Genomic DNA, 25,939 nt, shown 5'->3' on the forward strand with positions numbered 1-25,939 from the left:
TTAGTTGATCGGTTTGACCACAAGCGAGGACACCGCACCACGGGCGAAGAAGGCCGGTTTGTACATATCTTCGATATAAGGTGCCGGAAGAATATAGGTCCCCGGCGTCACCGCACGAACAACGTAAGACAGGCGGAAGTCGGCTTTCTCGTAACGCCCGTAGCCGCCACTGCCAATATTGATCGAGGCGACGAACCGGTCATCACGTTCAGCGCGGAAATCGGTCCAAGAGACGTCATCGGGGCCAAGAGAAAGCTTGCCATCCAGTTCAGGGAAATGCGCGTTGCTTTCAATTTCAAACCCGGCAGGCAGCAAATCCACCACCAAGGCACGGTGCGACAGTTTGGCCGTACTTTTCCCCGACAGAACCACAATCAAGCGATCACCGGTTTTGACATTTTCCAAAGAGGCCGGTTTGCCATCAAGATCAAAATATTGGCGCTTGATCGACAGGTTATGGGCCTCTGGTGCCAGTGGGCTGGCCGGAATGCCGGTAACGGACCAGCGGGCAAAAACCGTGTGATCCCCGATATTTTCCACCTTGTATCCCGGTGTCACAAGTTCGGGCGGCAATGTCAGGCGATAACTTTGCGCCGGTTCCATGTCTCGTCCGTTCAGACGCAGGGAAACCAGCTGGCTGGCATCTTTGGTAATGCTGGTCGCCGCCTGCAACAGCCAGCCTTTTTCCTGGGTACTTGTATAGCGTTCCTGATCGGATTGTTCGGTGACAGCCCGCAAAAGTGCCAGGCGTTCCGTTTCGCTGGCAAAGATTTCCTTTGGCAGGGTCAGGATTGCCGACAGATCGCGCAAGGACGAGCCGAAGCTGTGATAATAGCGCCCGGTCGAGCCAAGATTTTGAAGGATGTCATCCATTGAAACCGGATCGGCGTCCGCGCCAACCGTCACCAGGGCGGCATTCACCTGAGCGCGTGCCAGCGACCCGACGCCGGTATTGAGCAGTTTTTCTGCTTCGTATTTCAGGTTCGACACGGAATACCGATCATTGCGCGCCAGGACCAGCACCATATAGGCGCGTGCCTCGGGCGGATATTGTTCATAGCGCACAACGTCCTGCATCCAATCCAGCGCATCATCAAAACGGTCATCCAGCACGGTGTATCCGCGCGCACGCGCGGCCGTCAGGAAATCGGTGGCGTACGCAGTCAGCCACGGTTCGGGATCATTATGGCGATCCCAGAAACCGAAACTGCCATCGCTGCGCTGCTTGGCAAGAATGCGCACGATGCCGTCACGGATTTTGTCATCCAGACCGGCCGCATCGAAACGGACGTCACTCCAGCGTGACTGAGCATCCCCAAACGACAGCAACGGGAACGCCCGGCTGGTGGTTTGCTCCAGACAACCATAGGGATAGCGATCAAGTGCCGTGATCAGGTCCTGAACCCTGATTTCGGGAACCGAGGACAGGGTCAGGTTCATATTGACCGTTTCAGGCAAATACTGACCGAGGATGTCGGCATTGAAATCAAGGACATCACCCGCGGTCAATTCCGCCTGTGCGGTGTGGTTTTCCCAAGGCTGGGCGGGACGAACTTCCATATCCCACTGGCGCTGCTGGCGGTAGCCATCCGGCCCGGAAACATCAAGTGTCAGCGTCCCGACACCGATCTTTCGCGCGGTAATGTCAAATGCAGTTTCAATTTGCTGGCCCTGTGCCAAAACACCGTTCCAGTCGGGCTGGGCGATGGTAAATTCATCACTGGACGACAAGCGGGTGTGATAATTGCCAGCCGGACCGCTTAGATTTTGCAGACGCAGAGCCACATTGGAGACATCCCCCGGTGCCTGAAAACGGGCGGGTAAAAGTTCGGCGACAATCGGGGCACGTACCAGCATATTTGCCGCCCCACCACCGGTGGCGGTTTTGCTATAGGCCACGGCAAAGAAACGCAGTTTTCCGTTAAAATCAGGCAGATCAAACTGTGCCGTCGCCACACCGTTTTTATCGGGTTTCAAGGTATCACTGGCCAGTGCCACCGATTTGAATACGCGCGCACACAATGACCCCAGATTCCCAGAATCCGTTTCATCCCCCCCGGACCGGATCGTTCCTGCATCCCCGGATTGCGGGGCGATCAGATGACCATAAAGATCATAATAGCCAAGTTGCAGATATTGCTGTGCCAGCAGATCAAGATCAGGGCGCGGTGTCCTGAAACCGGTAAGACGCAGGATGCCTTCATCAACGGCAAAGACATTGACGCGCAGGTCTTCATCACCAACCACGACGCCCGAAACCGTGACCGGCACCGAAAGATGACTGGATGGCAGGACTTCGTCGGGCAGATCAAAATCGACTTTCAATCTGTGGCTTTCACTATCAAACGAAATCCATTTGGCCCCGACGGCACGGAACGGACCGTGCTGATCGGTATCAAGACCCGCACGATAGGCCGTGGCAAGAACATAGGCGCCGCTGCCCCATTCCGCACGGACAGGGATACTGAATTCCGTACCATCCGCCGAAAGATCAAATTCCTGACGCCACAGAATGTTTTTGTGGGCAACCGTTACCTGAAGTCTGCCTTCGAACGGCGCTTTGACAAAGCCATTGATCGTATCCCCCGGTTTGACGTCGTCGGCCTCAACCGTCAGGGCAAGCTGATCGGGGCGATCGGGTGATTGCCCGTTCGACCACCATCCGACATGGAAGGTATGATCGGCCGCACTGCCGGTCTGGCTATCGCGAATGACCGCGCGATAATACCCCCAGTCATCAAATCCGCGATCAAACGAAACAACGCCATCCGGGCCGGTCGTGACGATTTCCCGATCAATGGGAATGTCGTATTTTTCGTAACTCGATTGCCAGCGACCATCCTGATAGAACCAGTTGTAATCGCGTTCCTCGCGGACCCATTCGATCTGCAATTCATGATTGGCGATTGGATCACCCTTGGCATTCAGGGCGATTGCGTCAAATGTCGCGGCTTGCCCATAAGACAGGGTATCGCCATCAAAGCGGGCTCTTACACCAACAAAGGTGTCACTATTGCGCAGCGGCAGATTGACGGTCGCCCGGCTGGGACGGCCATCGATATCGGCAACCTCGATGTTTAGCCGGACGCGCAGCGGCGAGGAAACATCGACCTCGTCAAAGGCCGGAACCTTTAGTTCGGCGTAACCACTGTCATCGCTTTTGACAGGGTCGAAAGCATTGCGGATTTGCGCCGTTTCCGATGCCAAGCCAAAATAATAATCGCCATAGGTCTCAAACGGTTTGTGATCAACCTGAAGCAAGGCGTCCCCACTGACCCAAAGGCCGCCTCCCGGGGCCCCAAACAGATAATCGGCTTGAACATCAACAGGCATTGATGCGCCAAAGGCCATATAAGGGGCCGATACATGCGCGCTGACTTCAAGACGTTCGGGAACGAATTCCTCGACCTGAATTTCAAGATTGCCGATGGCATCCGCCTTTGGATCGCTATAGGCAGCAATCCGCCATTTTCCGGTCGCGGCAGCGCCTGAAATGGGGATATCGACACGCCCGCCGCCCAAATCATCAGGGGACTGAACTGTTTTGAAAACTTCCTTGCCATCGGGTTGATACAAAACAATGGTCAGGGGAATTTGGGCGCGCGCATTGGCCTTGTCATCACGCAGCAAATAACCAAGCTTCACCGTCTCGCCCGGTCGATAGATACCACGTTCCGAGTACAGATAGGTTTGCAGCGGTTTGGGCGGCGCCTTGCCCGCGACACCATGGTCCGACAGCTCCAGTGCTGGCTGGGTCAGCGAAATAAACGAAAAATCACCGTCTCTGGTTTCTGCGGTCAGATAAACCGCCTGTTTGCCACCAGTGCCGTTTAACAATGCCCCCGAAAGGTCCGCCCAGCCATCCGCCCTGGTGACGGCTTCACCGAGTATTTCATTATTGCGGGCGACAAGCCGCACCGTCGCCCGACTGATCGGTTCGGCCGATTTAAGCGACCGGACCTGAAGCGACAGGCCATTTTCGCCGCTATAGGCCGAAAGACCAAGATCGGTGACCACCAACCATTGGGTCGGCTGATTGGCCCAGCTGTCATCCTGATCCGGATCGCTTGCGACCAGAACATACAGCCCCGGCTTGAAGTCCGAGACCATATCGCGCAGGGGAATCTGGGTGACGACGTCCTGATCCGGACGATTGCGAATATCAAGCGTTCCGGACCAGATTTCTGCGCCGATATCATTGCCGATCTGGCGCATGTCCCAATTATCAAGTTCACGCGCCAGAAGATTGCGGGTCAGCGTCGTAACGATGTTTCGTTCCACAACGCGATAGAATTTAAGCGCCAAACGATCATGATTGACCGTTGTAACCGGCAAGACCGGCGTATCACTTTTTGGCAGGATATAGCTGTTTGTACCCAGTGAAATCGTGGCACGGCGCGTCCCGACCTTCACATCGTGGCTGAGATCCTCTGCCAGGGTAAAATCGTGAGGGCCTCTCAGACCCTTGCGCAGGGTAACATTGGTGATCTGCGAATGCGGAAGGCCAAACAGACACAGTGCGCCGTTGGAAATACGCGCCGAATAGTCCCGTTTTGGCGACAATTCGATATAGGAACGCAATTCAAGATCCTGATCGGCACGCAATTCGTGATCAAACACAAAGCAGGTTTCGCTCACCGCTTTGTCCGATGCCACCGACACATTCTGAAGAACAATATCCCCGCGCAGCATTCCGGCAAGAACCGCAATCCGGGCATCATATTGCCCCGCAAGGCAGTCATGGATTTTTGCGGTTTCCGATGCGTCAAAACTGCAGGCGCGGTTGCGTTCCCAAAGCCAGCCCACCTGATCACTTTCGATGCTGTTTTGCTGATCCGGGTCTGACATGGACATTACAGACTGGTAACGTCGCGCCATTTCAAGGTCACGTTTTGCCAGGTCTTCGTTCTGACAGATCGCATGCTCAATAAGCGTTGATGCGCGTTCGCACGGGAAACTTGCGTCATAGGTCACGGGCGTCTGTGGCAGCTCCTTTTCCTGAGCAAGAGCCGTTAAAGCCGGCAAAGTAACCATCAAGAAAAAAAGGCCTGTCAGCCATTTCACGCAACGCATCCGAACCTCTGTATTTTTATTTTATTGGCAGAATTCTGATTTTTATCCTTCTGCACAATAAAGGTTTTTTGTGGTCCGTCGTCCAGCATAAACATCACAAAAAAAACAGGCGGTTTACGGGAAACCACCTGTTTTCAGAAGACTGGCCGGAAACCGGATTTCAATCGCCAACCGGGAAGCGCATGGTCACGAATTCTTCCGCCGCCGACGGATGCACCGCGACGGTTTGGTCGAACTGGGCCTTGGTTGCGCCCATGCGGACCGCAATGCCGATACCCTGAATGATTTCGGCGGCGTCCGGGCCGACCATATGCGCACCAAGAACGACGTCGGTGGTTTTATCGACGATGAGTTTCATCAGCGTTTTTTCATCGCGCCCCGAAAGAGTATGGCGCATTGGTTTGAAGGTCGATTTGTAAATAACGACTTCGCCCCCCTTCGCGCGGGCTTCTTCCTCGCTCAGGCCAACCGTGCCGACCGGTGGCTGGCTGAACACGGCTGTCGGGATGGCGTTATAGGACATCGACCACGGTTTGCCGCCAAATACCGTATCGGCGAACGCCATGCCTTCCTTGATCGCGACCGGGGTCAGTTGGACATGATCGCGGACATCGCCAACCGCATAGATATTTGGCACGCTGGTTTGCAGACCCGTATTGGTGATGATGGCACTATTATCCTTAAGCTCCACCCCGACCTCCTCAAGACCCATGCCATGGGTTTTCGGTTTGCGGCCGGTGGCAAACATGATGGCATCGACAACCTGATGCCCGCCGCCGGTCAGAGTCAGGGAAAGCGTCCCGTCGTCATTTTTGCTGATCGCGGTGACATTGGTGTTCAGCTTAAGGTCGATACCTTTTTTGACGATTTCCCGGGCCAGATGTTCGCGAATATCATGATCAAAACCGCGCAAAATCTGATCGCCGCGATAGAATTGCGTCACCTGCGCGCCAAGGCCTGCGAAAATCCCGGCAAATTCAACCGCGATATAACCGCCGCCAACCACGGCGATACGTTTGGGCAAATCGTCAAGGTGGAAGGCCTCGTTGGAGGAAATCGCGTGCTCAACACCGGGAATATCGGGCAGTGATGGCGTGCCGCCCACCGCAATCAGGATACGATCCGCCGTTACGGTTTTATCGCCGACGGCAATGGTGTGTGCATCCTTAAGCACCGCGCGGCTTTCGAACAGTTCGATATTCGATCCCGCCAAAAGCTTTTTATAGATGCCATTCAGGCGATCAATTTCCGCATCCTTGTTGGCAATCAGCTTTTTCCAGCTAAAGCTGGGCTCGCCCGGAAGGGTCCAGCCATAGGCGGCTGCATCTTCGAAATCCTCGGCAAAATGTGCGCCGTAAACCAGAAGCTTTTTGGGCACACAGCCACGAATGACACAGGTGCCGCCAACGCGGCTTTCCTCGGCAATCGCGACCTTGGCACCATAGCCAGATGCAACGCGCGCGGCCCGCACGCCGCCCGATCCGGCACCGATGACAAACAGGTCAAAATCATAATCCGACATGCGGAATCCCTTATTTCTCGATCATGGTGATCATTGCGTGATATGGGGCCAAATGTAGGGCGGAAATCACAAGAGTCGAGGCAAAACCCGCCCCTTTGCGATGAATTTCGCGTTATCGGCCGCCAAAAGCACAAGACCGGCCTGCCCAACCGAAGATGGCATTTGGCCATTTACTTGCTATATGCTGCAAAGAGCCGGTGATCTGAACCGGCCCCACAACACAGGAACAACGCCCATGAGTGACCGGATGACAGGTCAGGACGCATCGTTTGACAATGCCCCGCAATATGCAGATACGCGCGGCGGCAATACGGCTGTCGTCTGCTACGGCCTAATGATCGCGACCCTGTTTACCGCCTTTGCCACCGGTTTGATCGCGCTGATTATTGCCTATGTCGCGCGCGAGGATGATGATCACTGGACCAACAGCCATTACACATTCATCATCCGCACATTCTGGATCAGCATCCTTTATGCGATCATTCTGGGCTTCTTCACCTTCGTGATCGGATGGGTGCCACTTCTGGGCTGGGCGATTGTCGGGCTGATGGCGCTGTATACCACCGCGTGGTTTATCGGACGCAACGTGATTGGCGTTTTGCGCGCCCTTAACGGCAGCCCGATTGATAATCCGAAAAGCTGGTTCTTCGGATAAGATCACACTGATTTGGCGCAATCGGTTTTGCCCGATTGCGCCCGACTCCCCACCCCGTTAAAGTCGGGTTTGCGGACGCACACACGACACGGACAGGGAGTCGCATCGCCATGGGTTCGATGCAACCGGCCAAAATGCGCTGGGAAAATCTGCTTTCACCACACCGGCTTGATTTTCGGGATGGCAAGATCCGCCTGCCCGATGGCCATCCGCATCCAAGCCCTGACGGCAGAAGCCCGTTCCAGATCGATGTTGACCGGATCATTTTTTCATCCTCGTTCCGCCGTCTTCAGAACAAGACACAGGTTCATCCGCTTTCGGAAAATGACCATGTGCATACCCGCCTGACCCACACGATAGAGGTCGGATCGGTCGGGCAATCCCTTGGCCTGATGGCCGGTGCGCATATCGTCAAGCACCTGCCGAAAGGAAGCCCGATCACCATTGCCGATATCGGCTATATGGTACAGGCCGCGTGCCTGGCCCATGATATCGGCAATCCGCCGTTTGGCCATTCCGGCGAGGATGCGATCAATGAATGGTTCACCACATCGCGCCTTGCCAAGGAAGAACTGACCGGGCGGCTGACCGGGCCGGAGCTTGAAGATTTGCGGCATTTCGAAGGGAATGCGCAGGGGTTACGGATCATCAGCCAGCTTGAAATGAAGCGGTTTGATGGTGGGTTGAACCTGACTTACGGCACACTCGGCAGCTTCATCAAATATCCGCGCAGCACGTCGGTGCCCGATGCGCGCCGCCGCGAGTATACCGGTCTCAAGAAACCCGGATATTATCAGGCGGAACGCGACATCGCCCATGCGATTGCCAATGTTTGCGGGCTATCACCGCTTGACGGGTTTGACGGCGCGTGGCGACGTCATCCGCTGGTCTATCTGGTCGAGGCGGCCGATGACATCTGTTATTCGGTGGTCGATCTTGAAGATGGCTGGGAGCTTAACTGTGTCAGTTTCGAGCAGGTCGAACGCGCCTTGGCCCCGATTGCCCGCCATCCGGAAAAATATGAAGGCGACGCCGAAAAACGCTGGGCCGATTTGCGGGCCGAGCCATGGTATGCCGAGAAATCCGAAGATGACCGGATCGGCTTTTTGCGTGGCAAGGCGATTGGCAATCTGGTGAAGGCGGCGGTTGATGCCTTTATCGAGCATGAGGATGCGTTGCTTTCGGGCACGCTGGAAGGCGATCTGCTGGCCAATACGCCGCTTGGCAAGGATGCCAAAAACTGCAAGATGCTGGCGGTTGAGCGGATTTATAACGCGCCCCATGTCCTGCCGATTGAAATGGCCGGGTTCGAGGTCATCAACGGCCTGCTTGACAGCTTTGTGCGGGCCGCGATTGACATCGAAGAACATCAGAAACACGGCAAACGCCTGCCGCCGCAGGCCGACCGGATCGACAAACTTCTGTCGGGCAAACTTTCGGAAGCCGACGGGCTTTATGCCCGGATCATGCGGGTGATGGATTACATTTCCGGCATGACGGACCGCTATGCGGTGACGCTGTTTCGCAAACTCCAAGGCATTACGATTTAACGGAAATGCCGCCTAAAGTATTGAGAAACATATCATATTTATCACAGTAAGTTTCTACCGGGAGCTTTTGACGGGAATTTTTTCCATCATTCTTGAAAAAGTTCTTGATTTGTTCTTTTCGTTGTGTCATAAAGATAAAGTCAACAGGACAAATGGGTCCGGAGACAAAACCCGCAAAGCGTGATTCGCTTTGCGGGTTTTTTGCGTTTCGGGCGGCAAAGACAGGAATGGGATGATGACAGGGCAGCGATCTGACGGGATGAAATGGCGGGGGTGGCATCGCCGAAGGGGCATCACTGGCGCATGGAAAAGTCATTACGGCGGTGGTGTGTTCGTGCGGTAAGGCCGCGGGAAATTTGCGAAAACTGTGGTTTGTCATGACGGGAGAGATGTGCCCTTGGGGCAAGGGCGTTTGTTCGGGGCAGCGAGAACCGGGGCGAAGTTGGTTCAGTCCGGTCGGTGAAGCGTGACAATGCCGAGAATCAGCGGGCCCGAATTGCGCCCGGATTGGATCGGCTGGCCGGGTTGCCGGGGTGGCAAGCAAGATCGGTTGCCAGCGGGGCGATGGTGCATTCGGACATGCCAAAAGGCCGGTCATCGGTGGCGGGACGTGCGCCTGCCATGCGACAACGTTCTTGCCTTTGGGGCGAGGTGCGTTTTGGGGCAACCAAGAGCGGCGAGTGTTTGTTCGGGGCAGCTTGGTCCGTCCGGGGCGTGGTCCGTCCAGTGGGTGGCGTTTGGCGATGTGCAGGGGGCTGCGGGTTTGGCGGACTGGATTGGTGGCGGGCCGATGTGCGTTTGGGATGCAGTGGGGCAGCGGGGGCGGCTTGTGGGCTTAGCTGGCGGGGCTGGCTTTGGCGATGGATCAAAATCGTCATTCCGGGCGCAGCGCAGCGTAGACCCGAAATCCATGCTCCATTGAAAGAGACTGGATTCCCGCCGTCGCGGGAATGACGATCAGGTCGGGAAGGCTTTGCCCGCAGTCTGAAAAGCCCGGCACAAGGACCGGGCTTTGGTTTTTCAGATGATGTAGTGGATACCGCATTCGGTTTTGTCCTGCCCGGCCCAGCGACCGGCACGGACATCGGTTGAATTGGGATCAACGCGATCCGTGCATGGCATGCAGCCGATGGACAGGAAGCCTTCGGCCTCCAGCGGGTGGTGTGGCAAGGCGCGGTTTTCAAAGATATCTTCGATATCCTCGCGCCGGTAACCGGCCAGCGGATTGATCTTGATCCGGGTTCCGGCAGTTTCGATCACGGGCAGTTGCCCGCGTTCGCCACCGTGGAAGCGTTTGCGCCCGGTCAGCCACGCGTCATAGCCCTTAAGCGCACGTTGCAGCGGCTCGACCTTGCGCAGATAGCAGCATTTGGCGGTATCCGTGGCAAACAGCATGCCGTTGGGATCGTCCGCCGCCAGAAGCGTTTCATCCGGGCGCATGATCTGGATATTGGTCAGGCCAAGCTGATCAACGAGCTGCTCGCGATAACGATGGGTTTCGCCAAACAGCTTGCGGGTATCAAGGAAGATCACCGGCAGGTTGGGATCGACCTCGGACACAAGGGCCAGCAGAGCCGCGGCCTCTGTCCCAAACGACGAGGTCATGGTGATCTTGCCATTGAATTCTTCATGCACCATCGGTTCGATCAGGGAAATGCCCTGCAAGTGGCCGTATCGCGACAGCAGATCGGCTGCGCGGACTTCGGCTTCCTCGACCGACATCGAGCCGCCGGTAACAATGTCTTCTTCGCGCATGACTGTCATCACAACCATCCCCGACGGTCGATATAATCGTCCGTCATTTTCAGAAGCTGCTTCATATCCGCCCCATCGGCCTTCCATTTTTCACGCTGATCGGAAAGCTCGCGCAGGCGCTGATCCCATTTGGGCACCAGCCAGTTTTCAATCGCATGGCGGATACGGCCGGCCAGACGCGGGCTGTGCCCGTTGGTCGACACCGTAATCATCAGATCACCGCGCGTGACCCGCGCTGGCGAGAAAAAATCACAGTATTCCTTGACGTCCTCGACATTGGCGATGGTGCCGACGGCCTTGGCGATGGCGGCCAGTTCGGCGGCCTTTTCATGCGGCAAATCAACAATAAATAGGATTGCGGCCGCGTTGACATCGGCCGAATTCGGGAGATAGCGGTGCAACCGGTCGCCGGCCTGGTCCACCAGTTCGGCAATCGGGTCTTCGGCATAAACGGTGACGTATTTCGCCCCATCACCGTCAAGCTGGCGCAAACGGTTCAGGGTTGCCTGACCGTTGCCCACCAGCGCGACCGAAAGCCGCGCAAGGTCCAGATTGATGGGAAACATCGTCGATCCTCAAAAGAAAGTTTCTGTTGGTTGATTAAGACTATGGGTGTGTATATCGGATAATTCAATACATTTTTTATGTGTTTTATATTTATAGAACACTATTTTCTGCGTTAATAAATCCATGATCCGGCCCCGATGCCGGACGTAGAAATCGGACGCAGAAACGTTGCGGTGAAGCTTTTCCTGCACTTTTTGAAATTTCACCCTATATTGGGCGCGAATTTAAGCGCTTCGCATGACAAAGAGATCCCGCCGATGTCCTCGATTGAGCAAACCAGCAGCGTATCATCCCCCGCCCCTGCCACCGGTTCCATCGCCCCCACCCCGCACAGGAATGTTGCGATATGGCTGTTTTTTGTGGCGGCCATGGTGTTCATCATGGTGGTGATTGGCGGCCTGACGCGGCTGACCGAGTCCGGGTTATCCATCGTGGAATGGCGGCCCTTTACCGGGATCATCCCGCCAATGAACGAGGCGGACTGGATGGCGCTTTATCAGCAATACAGCCAGTATCCGGAGTTTCAGAAGATCAATGCCTGGATGTCGGTCGAGGATTTCAAATCGATTTTCTGGCTGGAATTCATTCACCGGCTTTGGGGCCGGTTAATTGGCGTTGTGTTCTTTGTGCCGTTCGTCTGGTTCCTTGCCAAAAAATCCATTGATGGCGCGACCAAATGGAAGCTTTGGGGCCTGTTCATCCTTGGCGGCTTGCAGGGGGCGATGGGCTGGTACATGGTCATGAGCGGCCTTGTCGACCGCCCCGATGTCAGCCAGTACCGCCTGACCGCGCATTTCGGTCTGGCGCTGGTGATTTTCATCGCGTTGATGTGGGTCGGGTTTAATCAATATGCCCCGCGCGGCATTTCAACCCATGCGTCGAAACGCGGCTGGCAGCTTCTGGCGCTGATCGTGTTTACCGCCCTTTCGGGCGGCTTTGTTGCCGGGATCAATGCCGGACATACCTATAACACCTTCCCGCTGATGGACGGGCAACTGATCCCCGACGGGCTGTTTGTCTATAGCCCGACATGGCTGGCGCCATTTGAAGACCATATGACGGTGCAGTGGGATCACCGGTGGCTGGCGAAACTGACCTTTGTCATGGTGATCCTGTTCTGGTGGCGGGCGGGGAAATGGAACCTGTCACCGCAGCAACGCCTTGCCACCCATCTGGTGCTGGCGGCGGTTTGCCTTCAGGTGACATTGGGGATTTCAACACTGCTGTCGGTTGTGTGGCTACCGCTGGGTGTGGCGCATCAGGCGGGTGCCGTCATCCTTGTTGGGGCGATGACTTATGCGGTTTACAGGTTGTCGGGAGATCGGGGTGCTTGAAGGGGCTTGATGCCACAACACGTGCATTTAAAGGACAGAAGAAATTAGATCGCTAGGTCATAAAGACGTTGATACTGCTGATTCTCAACAAGGGTTTTCTCAGCCTCTTTCATCTCATTGAGCATTTCCTGAAGCGTATGTTTGTTCCAATTCTCGATGTTATTATCGGGAATCATTATCGCCAGCATCTTAAGCGTATCGATGGGCCATTTCCGATGGATTCCACTTTGTTGAATCTGCCAGAGCACATGTTCTGTTCCCGGCCTTAGGGATTGTTCCGCCCAATTGAGAGCGTCCGGAAAGGCGTCACCTGTTTTAATCAAGCATTCTACGAGCTCGATGGATGTCTTCGTCGTATTTCTAGCTTGAGCTTTTGGCCAGTAGGCTTGTAGCCAAGGGAAGCAAATATCCTTCCATATATCTGCTTGTTTTTCGATATTATCTCCAAGACGATCTTTGAATGATACAGCTATGTCGATAAGACCATCCTCAGGTAAACGGTCCACTACCAAGCGAACGTCTTCCGGTTTGATGATTGTACTCGGGTCCAAACTAGCGCCCACAAACAGATAAACGAGATTCGAACGTTGATCCCCCAACTCCGAATAATTTTCAAGAGCGGTAATAAAGTCTGTTTTGAATGCTGCCAGCAAGTTCGGCCCTGCACTCGCGGCCCACGCATAGGCAGCCCATAACTCTCGGGCTTCACCGGAGGTATCCCAGTGCATCCATGGCAACAGTGATGTCTTCGTCCAATCCGGTGCAATTGCAAAAAGATTTAATAGTTTGGAGGCCAACATGACCCGCCCCAAGCGGCCAGCCTCTAATGCAACGATAGAATCAAAATAAGCCAAAACAGGCTCAGGTAGCCCCCTACCAACTTCTGGCTGGTACTTCCAAAGCCGATTAACCGCCGCCTCAGCAAGCTGACCAGCAGCGCTGTTTAAAGCCTTAGTAAGAATGTCGTCAGTTTGAACCCTGGACTCATCAGTGACTGCACACCATCCTTTGTTCCAGAATAGTCGGAAAGTGTCCTCTTCTTTGACTAAACATTCCTCAGAGAAGCCTTCTATACAGGACGAAATCGCCGAGCTAGCCTCAGAATACAAACTATCAGGAGCCTTGAGAAGAAGCCCCGCAAGATAAGAAAGCGTTCTGGGCCGAATTTTTCCTTCGCGACGGAGCGCGCTCGTACTCCATAACAAACTATTCCAATATTTTGCTGGCCAGTCTCCCTTATCCGCCAGATTGCGAAGCACACGTAAGGCGCTAACAGGCCAAGTCATGTAAATGCCAGTAAATTCTTCCTCACCAATCTCGCTTTCTCTGACTTGATTGGTTAGCTGATCGATGAGCGGCTTTTCCTGCCAGTCAGAGCGCACATGCTCATACGGATCAACCCATTGAGCTCTTCCGCCCCATGAAAGAAATTCGTCTACATCCAGAGCTTCGTCTTGTGGCGATTTATACGCCTCGGCGATTTGTCGCGTTTCAAAATTGAGCTCCACCCCCGAGGATGCAAGTTTACTCAGCCGGAGATTGATCTTTCTTTCTCGTCGCTGTTCATGACCTTCACTGCTTTCTTCTACGGGCGGGCCAATTCGAATGACCTCTACCAACCGCTCTAAGTCTTCGGCAGGCAATCGCTGACCAGCCTTTCGCAGGAACACCATGACCTCGTGATAAAGCTCATTTGACCACACGTTTTGAGGGGTTCCGGCAAGCAATAGATTGGTTGCTGCATGAATATCCGCATTCGGATCCTCAGTAAGGACATGGAGCGCCAACCGGTGGAATAAGGGAATCTCACTTTCTAGCCATAAATTGAGCACGAGATTTGCATGAGAACTATTTCGCGCTGCAACTGCAAAGTATCCGTCCCGCGCCCAATCAATCAGAAAAGTCCAATCATCCCTATCCCGGTTCTGTTCATGGTCTTCGATGGCAGGGCGATAGAATGAAGGAATACTAAATCCTACCTCATCTAGGGGCAGGAGCTGCGTGGCGTGACGCAACTGTTCCGTAATCTCCAGTGCATGATTGGCAAAGAATTCCTCTTTGTATGGAGACCGGTCAAATCGGGCCCTCCGCCAATGCTCACCGTCAGTAACCAACTTGAAATGTGCGCAATCCTCCAAAAACGTCAACGGAGCCGGGTCATCGTCGCGCAGATTTCTAAAACTAAGATGCCTTGATGGCCCCGGGACGACAATCAGGTGCGGCTTGGAAGTTTCGACAATAGCACGCCCGAGAAGCTTGCGTTCTGCATCTGATGCCGCGTTTACAACCAAGCCTTCCCACCAGAGGTCTTCACGATGGTCGATAGGAGTATTTTGCGTTAGGACAGTCCATAAGAGACGCAGTCGATCTGGCAATTCTGGTGGTTCATTTTCACCGCCTCTCTTCTGGGAAAGATGGTGGCGCACTTGATCGCGGAAGAAAGGATGGAGGCAGCCACCTTTGCGCGCCGCCCAACCCAAGACTTGAGGAACATGCAAATGATTGGCAAGCCAACGGGCAAGTTGTGTGGAAATATCATCTAAAGCTGCATTCGCGTATTGAGCAAAGACGCCCGCTACGATGGGCACACGTTTTACGCTTCCATCAGCAAGCTTGTCCACCGGCCTTGATAGAAGCCCCGCCTCATCGAAAACGTCGAGCCACCCTGCAAGAATAGGGAAGTCATTCTCATCCGTAATCACTTCGGCTTCTGCGAGTGCTTTAGCCGTTGGCTTGTCCGATAGAGCCCAAGTCACACGTTGAGCAATTGGGTCCTGCGCGTTAGACGGCAACTTGCGTAGCTCATCGAAAACGATTTGACGGCGTAAATTAATTGGGTCTCTACTAATATCTGCCCATCTGACAAGCGTATCCGTCAGCTTTCCAAAACCGTCTTGAGCATCGAACAAAATTGGCGTTACGTTTTTGCCCTGCCAAGCCAAATCTGCTCTTCTTCGCCCTTCTTCGCCATCTTTGAAATCGGCGAACGCATAAGCTTTCTGGAAACGCGCCCCTCTTTGGCGTTCTGCGGCCAGCGCATCAACCATATATGACATAACCGGGTCGTTCAGGCTGTAGCCCACGAATACGATGGTAAATTCGCGGAACAACTCCGTAATGAACCGCGACGCCCACCGTTCCGTGAGATAGGCACGTCCGAAATCGGCGGCTGTCAGAACAAGGCTCTGCCCGTTGGTATCCGTATCCGTAATTCTTCCATGAAGATATACGACAGAACCCCAACCGTGAGGCTTGGGAAGGGGAAGCTTCGGTGCAGCGTCAAACAAGATGTTGGGATCGGCAAGCTCAAAACGATCATCAAAGTTAGTTGTAACAAGACGAATAAAACCACCTGAGTGACGTGAAAGGTCGAGAAGCGCCTTATGGGTAACCAATGAATTCTCCGGAGGCTGCACGGTAAGGATATTAATCGCCTCACGCCGGAGAACACCATCATTCAAACGATTTTCGAGTAACCCAAGAACCTTATCGAGTTGACCTTTTTCACAGAGGTCTTGTTCCAATTCCAACTTCGCTTGGGCGGTACGTTCATAAATTTGCGACACAAGCCCATCAAACATCGGCAAACCTGTGCTTACCGAAATTCCCGACCCGCAAAAGAAAACGACTTTGCCATCATCCCGAAGATTCAATAATTCGACCGGAATATTCGGCCCATTCTGTATCAACTCAGGCATTCAATTGCCCCCCTTGAAACAGTATGAAACAGCGGTGCAACTTCAACAACACCAAACCACTCAACGACACTTTATAAGAGCATCATTTACAATGATGATGCAGCACTACCGTTCGGCATATTAAAGCTTAGATGCCCTCAATATGCTCCCAACTGCAAAGCCCGGCCTAAAACACCCTCACCCGTCATCCCGATGCAGCGCCTTCCTGATCCGGCGCATCGATATCCAGATGGCACCAAGGACGACCGGCACGGCGATGCCGGTGGCGACACGGTCGTTGATCGGAACGCCTGCATCCTTGATTGCCTTGAACAGATATCCCAGAAGCCCGACGGCGTAATAGGTGATCGCCGCCACCGACAGGCCTTCGACGGTTTGTTGCAGGCGCAGTTGCAGTTTCACACGGCGGTCCATGCTGGCCAGCAGGTCGCGGTTTTGGGCTTCCAGCAGGATATCGACCCTTGTACGCAGCAGGTTGTTGGCGCGGGCCACCCGTTTTGAGAGGACTTCGAGGCGATCACCGATATTCTGGCAGGTGCGCATGGCCGGGGCCAGGCGGCGTTCCATAAACTCGGTCATGGTTTGCAGGCCTTCGACGCGTTCCTCGCGCAGTTCGACGAGGCGGGCCTGCAAAATGCGGTAATAGGCGCGTGCCGCACTGAAACGGTAATTCAGCGATGCGGCCATTTCTTCGGTCTGGGCGGCAAGGTCGGTCAGTTTTTGCAGGGTGCCTTCATCGTCGGTGTGCGATTTGCTGGCCATTTCGGCGGTGATGGATGACAGGCGGGTGTCGATTTCCGAGACCTTGGGCGTTGCGCAATGGGCCAGCGGAAAGGCCAGCAAGGCCATCATGCGATAGACTTCGATTTCCTTGAGCCGCTGGATCAGACGCCCGGCCTGCAGGACCTCAAGGCCCTGATCGCGGATCAGGATGCGGCCAAAGCCATCGCCATGCAGGCGAAAATCGGTCCAGACCATCGCCGTGCCGCCCAAAACGCGGCTGCCGGTCAGGCCGTTGTGATCAAACAGGCGCGATACTTCATCAGACGAGCGTTCGTCGCGGTCCATGGCGATGTGCAAGCCAACCAGAAGCTGCCCCGGGGTCGCGGCAAGCCAGTCCTGCGGGATCAGGTTGATGACCGGGTCATCAAATGGATGATCAAAGGCGGCCTGCCGTTTGAAGACATAGACCGTGAATTCCGCATGGCGTTCCCAGATGACGGAAAAACCGTCGCACTGGGCTTCGTAATATTTCTGATCGGGTGCCGGGGGTGTCAGGCTGTATCGCTGGCAGAAGCCCTGAAAATGATCGCGGACATCGGTATCAAGCTCCTCGCCCGCGTGGAAGGCGATGCAGGTGCAGCGGGCCGGGCTTTGTACCCCGCCGAACGGCCGGGCATGGATTTCGTTATGAAGGGCGACACGCTGGGGATGTTCAACAAACATTGCCACGGGCTTTCATAATTGGCCATTGCGGTCTATATAGAGCCTTCGGGGCACGCCCCGACACGTTCTGTATAGACGAAAGTCAAAGGTGGCAGATAGCCCTGAAAACGTAAGGGAAAATACTGTCACAGATGCTTTAACTTACAGGCGAAAATCGCCCGCTTGGCCAAAACCGGCCGCCCGTCGCCCATCTGTTGCCATCCGGCACGCCCGCAAGGAGGTTTCATGACCGATCTGAGCAAAACCGACAGCCTGTTTTTCGCCAATGGCGACCTTGATCGCGACCGGCTTGAAAAGCAGGTCAATGACGCGCTGGGTGCGGCGGAAGACGGGGAACTTTTCCTTGAATACCGGCAGTCCGAAAGCCTGACATGGGATGATGGCCGCCTGCGCAGTGCGAATTTCGATACCGCACAGGGTTTTGGCCTGCGTGCGGTTGCCGATGAGGCCACCGCCTTTTCGCATACCAACGAACTTTCCAATGACGCGGTCGGCCGTGCGGCCGAAACCGTCAAGGCGGTTGGCAATGGCCGTTCGGGCAAGGTCGATCTCGGATCAATCGGCACCAATGTGTCGCTTTATTCCGATGTCAATCCGCTGGGCGAGGCAACGTTTGAGGCGAAGGTTGATCTGCTGGGCAAGATCGATGCCTATGCGCGCGCCAAGGACCCGCGCGTGGTGCAGGTTTCCGCATCGATTTCGGGCAACTGGCAGGCGGTGCAAATCTGGCGCAGTGGCGGACAGCGGATTGGTGATATTCGCCCGCTGGTGCGGTTTAACGTATCGGTCGTCGTCAAGCAGGGCGACCGTATGGAAACCGGATCGCATGGTCAGGGCGGACGCATTGGCTATGACGGGTTCTTTGAAGAAAAAAGCTGGAAATCGGCGGTTGACGAAGCATTGCGTCAGGCGACGCTGAACCTTGAATCGGTTGCCGCACCTGCGGGCGAGATGACCGTGGTGCTGGGTCCTGGCTGGCCGGGCATTCTGCTGCATGAAGCCATCGGCCACGGGCTTGAGGGCGATTTCAACCGCAAGGGCACATCAGCCTTTGCCGGTTTGCTGGGCCAGCGGATTGCGTCGCCGGGGGTCACGGTTGTTGATGATGGCACGATCCATGATCGCCGCGGGTCGCTTTCGATTGATGATGAAGGCACCCCGACGCAGCGCACGGTTCTGATCGAGGATGGCATCCTGAAAGGTTTCATGCAGGACCGCCTCAATGCGCGCCTGACGGGTGTGAAATCCACCGGTAATGGACGGCGTCAATCCTATGCCCATGCGCCGATGCCGCGCATGACCAATACCTATATGCTGGGCGGTGACAAGGACCCGGGCGAAATCCTGGCGTCGGTCAAGAAGGGCATTTATGCGGTCAATTTCGGTGGCGGGCAGGTCGATATCACATCAGGCAAGTTCGTGTTTTCCGCATCCGAGGCCTATCTGATCGAAAACGGCAAGCTTGGCGCGCCGGTCAAGGGGGCGACCCTGATTGGCAATGGCCCCGACAGCCTGACCAAGGTCTCCATGATCGGCAATGACATGAAGCTTGATGACGGGATCGGCACGTGTGGCAAGGATGGCCAGGGTGTGCCGGTTGGCGTTGGTCAGCCAACACTTCGCATTGATGGCCTGACCGTGGGTGGCACGGCCATGTAATCGGCTGAAATTAAAACAAAATTTGAACTAATTTCCCTGCAAAAGACCCGGCAAATTGCCGGGTCTTTGTACTTACGAATAAGTATAAAGACCATTGCATAGACTTGATATCATTCAAACGCATGACTTTCCCGCAGACCGTATAATCAATAATCTATAACGATAAAATCAGACCGGTTTTGTTCAGGTGACGCGACAGGTGTTGCGTTGGGGTGGGTGGCCTTAAAAACAAAGCCGGATTGCGACCTTGGGGAAAAATATTGAAATCGCTCAGATGGCGGTGCGGCACGGCCTTGATTGTCCTGTGCGGCATGCTGATAACAGGCGCGACAACAACAAGCGCACAGCAAAGCGTCGATGTCCGTACGGATGAAGCCCGCAACTTCATTGGCGATTTTACGCAGATCATTGATGCGGCGGAACGGTCCCGCCTGCTGCTTCAGACCGATGATGGCAGCGATATCAGTTTTGCCGATGTTCTGGCCCATCCCGATGATGTTGTCCTGAATTTCCGCTGGGCCAAGGCGCAGATTGCGCGCGGGGATGTCCGCGGCGCATCGGCGACACTGGAACGCATCCTTGTGCTTGATCCCGACCTTGCCGCGATCAGGCTTTATTACGCGATTGTGCTTTATCGGCTTGATAGCCTTGACGAAGCGCGTGCGCAGTTTGAACGCCTGCGGGCGATGAATGTATCGCCCGATGTGGCCGCCGACATTGACCGTTATCTTTCGGCGATCGAGACACGGCGCAAACGGCTTCATCAGTATCTGACCCTGACCTTTGGCAGCCAGATTGACAGCAACCGCAATGCGGCACCATCCGACAAGCAGCAGCTTGTCACCGGGACACTGACCAATATCACGGCCGCCGAGGACAAGCCGCGCAACGATATCGCCTATATCGGGGCGATGCGTTATGACGTCAGCTATGATCTTGGCTATCAGGAAGGGCACGAGGTATTTGCCGCCCTGACCGGCTATGGCAGCGATCAGGTGCAGATCGACAGCCTTGATCTGGGGTCGTTTTCGGTTGACCTTGGCGCGCGTATCCGCGGCGGATATTTCAGCCTGACACCGGTTATCAACCAGACCGTTCAGTCGCTTTCGCGCGAAAAATACCTGACATCGCGAAGCGGCCGATTGCGTGCGGACTGGAACGTCCGGCCCGATACCAACCTTTACACCGAAGTCAGCTATGCCGATGAACGGTATCAGAATACGACGGAATCAAGCGCGCTTCGGCTGCATTCCGGGCAGCGATATGGCGCACGAACCGGGGTGAATTACGCATGGAGCCCGTCAAACCGCACGACGATTGATCTTAATGCGGGTAAAAAGGAAGCCGCACGCAATTTCAACAGTTATGACAGCTTGAGTGCGGAACTGATCCATGCTTATCTGTTTGGCGGGGGAAGTTATATCAGCGGAAGTGTTCGCTATGGTCTTGATCAATATCGCGATCCGGACTTTCTGGTGACCGGCAATTCGCCGCAACACCGACAGGACCGGACGACAAGATTGCGACTGACCTATGGCGCGCCGCTTTCGCAAATGCTGCCAGATGACTTGTTTGGGGATAGCAAAACGGCAGGACAGATATATGCCTTTCTGGCACCGATCAACTGGTCGGTCACCGGTGAATATCTGAACACAGAATCAAACATTCCCAATTACGAATATCATAACGCGCGCGCGCAGTTTTTCCTGACGCGCCGATGGGAATTCTAGGGCGTGGGAGTTTTAGGGATGTCGGTATTCAAAGCTTTGGTCCTCCGTTCCGCAAAACGGGCCGGATATACCCGGATTGCAGCCCTTTCAGGGGTGGCACTTCTGGCCAGTGTCACGATGGCACAGGCCGAACGCAGCGGTGAAATGGCCGGGGTTTCCGCCGCGGTCAAGGGTGAGGTGCTTCTGGCGCAGTCGGTTGGCGAGGTTGGCGTGCTGGTCGAGAGCGGCATGCCGGTTTACCTTGGCGACCGCATCACGACATCGGCCAATTCAGGCATGCAGATCCTGTTGCTTGATGAAACGGTGTTTACCATCGGCCCGAACAGCGACCTTGCGATTGACGAATTCGTTTATGACCCGGTGACCGGCAACGGCAGGATCGTTGCCGATATGGCGCGCGGCGTCGTGCGGTTTGTCACCGGTAAAATCCCGCTTAAAAATCCGTCGAGCATGGATGTCAATCTGCCGGTCGGATCGATTGGCATTCGCGGCACCATCGGCCTGATCCGGTCGGTTTCAGCCGATGAAGCCAACCAGATCGTGCCGGGCAGTTTTGATTTTTCAAGCGATGGAAACAATAGCGGCGAAGGCCCGCAGATTTTCATGGCCGTCAATCAGGGGCCGGGCCTTTCGCGCAATGATACCACATCGCGCCCCGGTGCCTTTGCCGTGTTTGACCAGAACGGCAATAGCGAAAATGTGACCGGCGAGAATTTCGGTGTGTTTGTTGCCAGCAACAAGGTCACCGAACCGATCCGCTTCCCGGAAAGCCTTGCAACATTCGACTTTTCGCGCGCATTGGTGCGCACCGCATCGAACAGCCAGGGCGAAGGCGGCAGCACAGCATCCTCCGCGCCGGCATCGGGCAGCAATGGCCTGACCACACAGCAGACCCGTCAGGCTAAGACGCAGACCGGATCAACCATGGCCTCGACACTTGATGTCGCCATGGCGCAGGTATCGAGCACGAACGCCGGGGGCAGCGTTACGGATGCGGCCACCGCCCTGAACCAGATCGAGGAAACCACGCAGAATAATGGTGGGGGTAGCGGCGAATTCACATTTGATGGCATGCGTCAGATCACCAGTGGATCGGCTTCTACCGGAACGATCAATGTGGATGGTGCCAACATTGATTACAGCTTTAGCTCAAATGTCGACTTTGCGAACCGGACGATTGGCATCCTGTTTTCAAACATTACCCAAACAGGTTCCGGCTTGACCGGCAAAGCAGGGTTCCTTGATGGCAGCTTTAACGCTACCACATACGATTATTCCGGTAGCAACGGGCAGGTAGCTTTCTCGGGCTCCGACTTTCAGTATACCTCCGACTGTGTGACGCTTGGCTGCAATGCGTCCGCAACTTTCAAAGATGCCTATAATGTCGATTTCGACCTTTCGACCACAGACTACCCGGACGGAGAGTCCGGTTCAGGTACGTTGACCCCATAGCTTTGGTATTGACGTGACCGATCAACCAAGCACATCAGGACACCTTTCACGCGCACGCGTGACATTGTGGCTACATTATCTGGTGCCGCTTGCCGTGCTTCTGGTTTGTGTGGTTCTGCGCTGGCAGGATGTGCCGCTGGTCGGGCAGTTGCGGATGTCGGTGTTTGACACCTATCAGCGGATCGCGCCGCGCGCGTTTGAGGACGCGGGTGTCAGAATCATCGATATTGACGAACGCAGCCTTGATGAAATGGGGCAATGGCCGTGGCCGCGCACGAGGCTTGCGGAACTGATTTACCGGTTGCGACTGGCAGGGGCGCAGGTTGTCGGTTTCGATATCGTGTTTGCCGAACCCGATCGCACATCGCCCGCGAGGGTCATTCACGACTGGCCCAAAACCGACAATAGCGACGCCCTCGCGAAACTTGCCGAAACCCTGCCCGATCATGATTTGCTGTTTGCCGAGTTTATCAATGGTGTCGGACAGGTGGTCACCGCCGCCCAGCTGACATCACAGCTGTTCCGGACCCTGCCGCGTCAGGCCGGTAATTTCAGCGTTGGCGGCGAAGCCGGTCGGCATCTGGCGGATTTCATCCCGGTTCTTTCGGGGGCGACCGCGAACCTTTCGGTGATCGAAGAGGCCGCCGCCGGCAATGCGATCATTAATGTGTCGCCCGAACAGGACGGGGTCGTGCGCCGGGTTCCGCTGATGCTGGCGCTTGATCACGAGGAACCGCTGATCGGCAAGCCGGTTTACCCGACGCTTTCGATGGAAGTTTTCCGTATTCTTCAGGATGCACCGCGCACCATGAATGTACGGCTATCGGGGGCAAGTGGCGCAACGCGATGGACCACCGCCGAAGGCGTTGAAGCGATCCGGGTCGGTGCCACAACCATCCCGACGGATCAATCCGGACAGATGTGGGTTCATTTCACCGGACACCACCCGGAACGATATATTTCGGCGGCCGACGTGATCAAAGGCAACCTTCCCGAACGGGCGCTTCAAAATACGGTTGTTCTGATTGGCACCAGTGCGGCGGGGTTGCTTGATCTAAGATCCACTCCGCTTGATCCGGTTCTGCCCGGCGTTGAAATCCATGCCGAGATGTTAGAGCAGATGCTTCTGGGCCAGTTCCTGACTAGGCCCTACTGGGCAGCCGAGATCGAAACACTGGTTCTGTTACTGGTCGGGATATTTTTCGTGCTGGCGATCCCGAAGCTTGGCGCGGTTTGGCCGGCGATTATCGGTGGCACCATGACGGTGGCGGCCGTTGCCTTTTCATGGTGGGCCTATATCAGCCACCATGTCCTGATTGATCCGGTTTACGGCGCGGTATCACTGATCGCGGTTTATCTGATTGCCAGTTCCATCGGCTTCATGCGGACCGAAGGCGAACGCAAACAGGTGCGCGCGGCCTTTGCCAACTATCTGTCACCGGCACTGGTTGAACAGCTTGCCCGCCACCCGGAGCGTTTGAAACTGGGCGGGGAAACCCGCGACATGACATTGCTGTTTTGCGATGTGCGCGGATTTACGTCCATCTCGGAGGGTTTCAAATCCAACCCGCAAGGATTGACCCGCCTGATCAACCGGTTGCTCACCCCGCTTAGCAAGGCGATCCTGGACCGGGAAGGCACCATCGACAAATATATGGGCGACTGCATCATGGCGTTCTGGAATGCGCCACTTGATGTCACGGCGCACGCCCGCCGGGCCTGCGAAAGTGCGCTTGCGATGTTTGATGCGCTTGAACACCTTAATGCGCGCCGTGCCGAGGAAGCAACCGAGGAAGGCCAGTACTATCTGCCACTTAATATCGGGATCGGGATCAATAGCGGCAATTGCCTTGTCGGCAATATGGGATCCGATCAGCGGTTTGATTATTCGGTGCTGGGCGATGCGGTCAATCTGGCTTCAAGGCTGGAAGGACAGTCGAAGAATTACGGTGTTGGCATTGTTCTTGGCGAGGATACCGCAAGACAGGTCCATGATGATTTCGCCATCCTTGAGCTTGACCTGATTGCCGTGAAGGGCAAAAGCGAGGCGGTGCGCATCTTTACCCTACTGGGCGATGGCACGCTGGCACATAGCGAAGAATTTGGCCGTCTGCGTGACCGGCACGCAAATATGATCCAGTGCTATCGACTGCAGGATTGGGATGGTGCGGAAAAACGGATTGATGACTGCACCACGGTTGCGACCGACATGATCGCGCCATTCGACCTTGCCGGGCTTTACCAACTTTATCGGGATCGCATTGCGACTTTCCGTGCCAGCCCGCCACCACCGGACTGGGATGGTGTTTTTGTCGCAACCAGCAAGTAACCCGTTTCTTGCATTTCACATGCGATCAACCGAAGCTGAATATCCTGTTACCTAAAGCCCCTGCCCCACCTTACAGAACCGAGGCCCCGATGAATTTTTCGTCTGATAATGTGTCGCCGATCTGCCCGGAAATCCTCGCCGCGATTGCCGAGGCCAGCGATCCTGCCCTGCCCTATGGTGCGGACGCGGCGAGCCAGCAGCTTGATCACGCGTTTTCGGACCTGTTTGGCAAAGAGGTCGCGGTGGTGCCGGTTGCCACCGGGACGGCGGCCAATCTTGTCGGGTTGTCGGCACTGGTGTCCCCGTTTGGCGGGGTGGCCTGCCATCATCAGGCGCATATCAACCGGACGGAATCGACCGGGGTGGCATTTTATGGCAACGGGGCAAAATTGATGACCATGGACGGGCCATCGGCGAAGCTGTTGCCCGAAACACTTGATGCGTTTTTAACCCGCGAAAACACCCATGGCATGCATTCGGTTGATCCGGAATGTGTGGCCATCACGCAGGCGACCGAATTCGGCACGATCTATGACGTTGATGAGGTGCAGGCGATTGGCAGGGTAACAAAAACACACGGCATGAAGTTCTTTATGGACGGGGCGCGGTTTGCCAATGCCATTGCCGCCCTTGGCTGCCATCCGGCCGATATCACCTGGAAGGCGGGGCTTGATGTTTTAAGCTTTGGCGCGACCAAGAACGGCGCGATGGCGGTGGATGCGATCATTCTGTTTGACCCGTCATTGCGCGCAAGGGTCGAAAAGGCGCGTAAGCGCGGCGGGCATCTGTTTTCCAAGCATCGTTATCTGGCCGCACAGCTTCTGGCCTATGTGAAGGATGATCTGTGGCTGCGTAATGCGCGCCATGCCAATCAGGCCGCAAGCGCCCTTTGCCAGTCGCTTGAAACCCTTGGCGCACGAGCGGCCTTTGCCCCGCAGGGCAACGAGCTGTTTGTGCATATGGATGACGATCTGGCAGAACGGTTGCGCAAGGCCGGGCTGGTCTTTCGGCCATGGCCCGCGGTCGGGCCAGATGCGTTTCGCTTTGTTAGCGGCTGGAACAGCCCGATTGAGGCGATCCGCGCGTTACCGGAAACACTATAGGCATCATTGCCATTCGAACGGATCGCGTGTGATAAAGGTTGGTCAGGTTGCGGGGCAGTCCCCGAA

General features: G+C 55.4%; 17 protein-coding genes. 9 read left to right on the top strand and 8 right to left on the bottom strand.

All coding sequences use genetic code 11. The features are described from left to right. Complete coding sequence (locus tag TH468_RS02480) at positions 1-4,974, bottom strand: MG2 domain-containing protein (protein ID WP_168177058.1); 4,974 nt, start codon at positions 4,972-4,974, stop codon at positions 1-3. 259 nt (positions 4,975-5,233) lie between these two features. Continuing rightward, positions 5,234-6,595 carry a glutathione-disulfide reductase gene (gor, locus tag TH468_RS02485; RefSeq protein ID WP_085642053.1) on the bottom strand — a complete coding sequence of 454 codons (1,362 nt, stop codon included), beginning with the start codon at positions 6,593-6,595 and terminating at the stop codon, positions 5,234-5,236. Positions 6,596-6,830: 235 nt separating this feature from the next. On the opposite strand from gor, the gene TH468_RS02490 reads away from it, so the two are divergent. Next, positions 6,831-7,250, top strand: a complete 420-nt coding sequence (locus TH468_RS02490) for a hypothetical protein (protein ID WP_062959846.1) — start codon at positions 6,831-6,833, stop codon at positions 7,248-7,250. 110 nt (positions 7,251-7,360) lie between these two features. Further along, entirely contained in the window at positions 7,361-8,800 is a 1,440-nt protein-coding gene (locus TH468_RS02495; RefSeq protein ID WP_085642054.1) for a deoxyguanosinetriphosphate triphosphohydrolase, read from the top strand. Here the strand turns inward: TH468_RS02495 and TH468_RS21130 are convergent. Beyond that, positions 8,790-9,179 carry a hypothetical protein gene (locus tag TH468_RS21130; protein WP_139834615.1) on the bottom strand — a complete coding sequence of 130 codons (390 nt, stop codon included), beginning with the start codon at positions 9,177-9,179 and terminating at the stop codon, positions 8,790-8,792. The two genes, TH468_RS02495 and TH468_RS21130, sit on opposite strands and share 11 nt — an antisense overlap. Positions 9,180-9,282: 103 nt before the next feature. Next, positions 9,283-9,423 carry a hypothetical protein gene (locus TH468_RS21565; protein WP_168177059.1) on the bottom strand — a complete coding sequence of 47 codons (141 nt, stop codon included), beginning with the start codon at positions 9,421-9,423 and terminating at the stop codon, positions 9,283-9,285. A gap of 35 nt (positions 9,424-9,458) precedes the next feature. Here TH468_RS21565 and TH468_RS21135 point away from each other — a divergent pair, with 35 nt between their 5' ends. Next, a complete protein-coding gene (locus TH468_RS21135; RefSeq protein ID WP_139834616.1) occupies positions 9,459-9,722 on the top strand; it encodes a hypothetical protein in 264 nt (87 codons plus the stop codon). A gap of 98 nt (positions 9,723-9,820) precedes the next feature. Here the strand turns inward: TH468_RS21135 and TH468_RS02500 are convergent, their stop codons facing one another. Continuing rightward, on the bottom strand, positions 9,821-10,564 hold the full coding sequence (locus tag TH468_RS02500; RefSeq protein WP_371268717.1) for a phosphoadenylyl-sulfate reductase: 744 nt from the start codon (positions 10,562-10,564) through the stop codon (positions 9,821-9,823). Further along, entirely contained in the window at positions 10,564-11,121 is a 558-nt protein-coding gene (locus TH468_RS02505; protein WP_085642056.1) for a bifunctional precorrin-2 dehydrogenase/sirohydrochlorin ferrochelatase, read from the bottom strand. The genes TH468_RS02500 and TH468_RS02505 overlap by 1 nt, the downstream gene beginning before the upstream one ends. Positions 11,122-11,379: 258 nt before the next feature. On the opposite strand from TH468_RS02505, the gene TH468_RS02510 reads away from it, so the two are divergent. Further along, on the top strand, positions 11,380-12,456 hold the full coding sequence (locus TH468_RS02510) for a COX15/CtaA family protein (protein WP_246832193.1): 1,077 nt from the start codon (positions 11,380-11,382) through the stop codon (positions 12,454-12,456). Positions 12,457-12,500: 44 nt separating this feature from the next. On the opposite strand, the gene TH468_RS02515 is transcribed toward TH468_RS02510, so the two are convergent. Then, positions 12,501-16,154: an SIR2 family protein gene (locus TH468_RS02515; RefSeq protein ID WP_085642057.1), complete on the bottom strand. Its 3,654-nt coding sequence runs from the start codon at positions 16,152-16,154 to the stop codon at positions 12,501-12,503. 177 nt (positions 16,155-16,331) lie between these two features. Next, on the bottom strand, positions 16,332-17,600 hold the full coding sequence (locus TH468_RS02520) for a DUF3422 family protein (RefSeq protein ID WP_085642058.1): 1,269 nt from the start codon (positions 17,598-17,600) through the stop codon (positions 16,332-16,334). A gap of 225 nt (positions 17,601-17,825) precedes the next feature. Here TH468_RS02520 and tldD point away from each other — a divergent pair, with 225 nt between their 5' ends. The 5 genes from tldD to TH468_RS02545 all read left to right on the top strand — a co-directional run bounded on the left by tldD (position 17,826) and on the right by TH468_RS02545 (position 25,873). Continuing rightward, entirely contained in the window at positions 17,826-19,259 is a 1,434-nt protein-coding gene (tldD, locus tag TH468_RS02525) for a metalloprotease TldD (protein WP_085642059.1), read from the top strand. 260 nt (positions 19,260-19,519) lie between these two features. Further along, positions 19,520-20,989, top strand: coding sequence for a tetratricopeptide repeat protein (locus TH468_RS02530; protein WP_246832194.1), 1,470 nt, complete (start codon positions 19,520-19,522; stop codon positions 20,987-20,989). Positions 20,990-21,007: 18 nt separating this feature from the next. Then, complete coding sequence (locus TH468_RS02535; protein ID WP_085642061.1) at positions 21,008-22,441, top strand: FecR domain-containing protein; 1,434 nt, start codon at positions 21,008-21,010, stop codon at positions 22,439-22,441. A 13-nt stretch (positions 22,442-22,454) separates the two neighbouring features. Further along, the gene (locus tag TH468_RS02540; RefSeq protein WP_085642062.1) at positions 22,455-24,770 is read left to right on the top strand and encodes a CHASE2 domain-containing protein; all 2,316 of its coding nucleotides are present in this window, start codon (positions 22,455-22,457) and stop codon (positions 24,768-24,770) included. An 89-nt stretch (positions 24,771-24,859) separates the two neighbouring features. Beyond that, positions 24,860-25,873: a low specificity L-threonine aldolase gene (locus TH468_RS02545; protein ID WP_085642063.1), complete on the top strand. Its 1,014-nt coding sequence runs from the start codon at positions 24,860-24,862 to the stop codon at positions 25,871-25,873. Positions 25,874-25,939 lie beyond the last annotated feature (66 nt).

The sequence above is a fragment of the Thalassospira sp. MCCC 1A03138 genome (genome assembly GCF_002115785.1).
Classification (GTDB): Bacteria; Pseudomonadota; Alphaproteobacteria; order Rhodospirillales; family Thalassospiraceae; genus Thalassospira.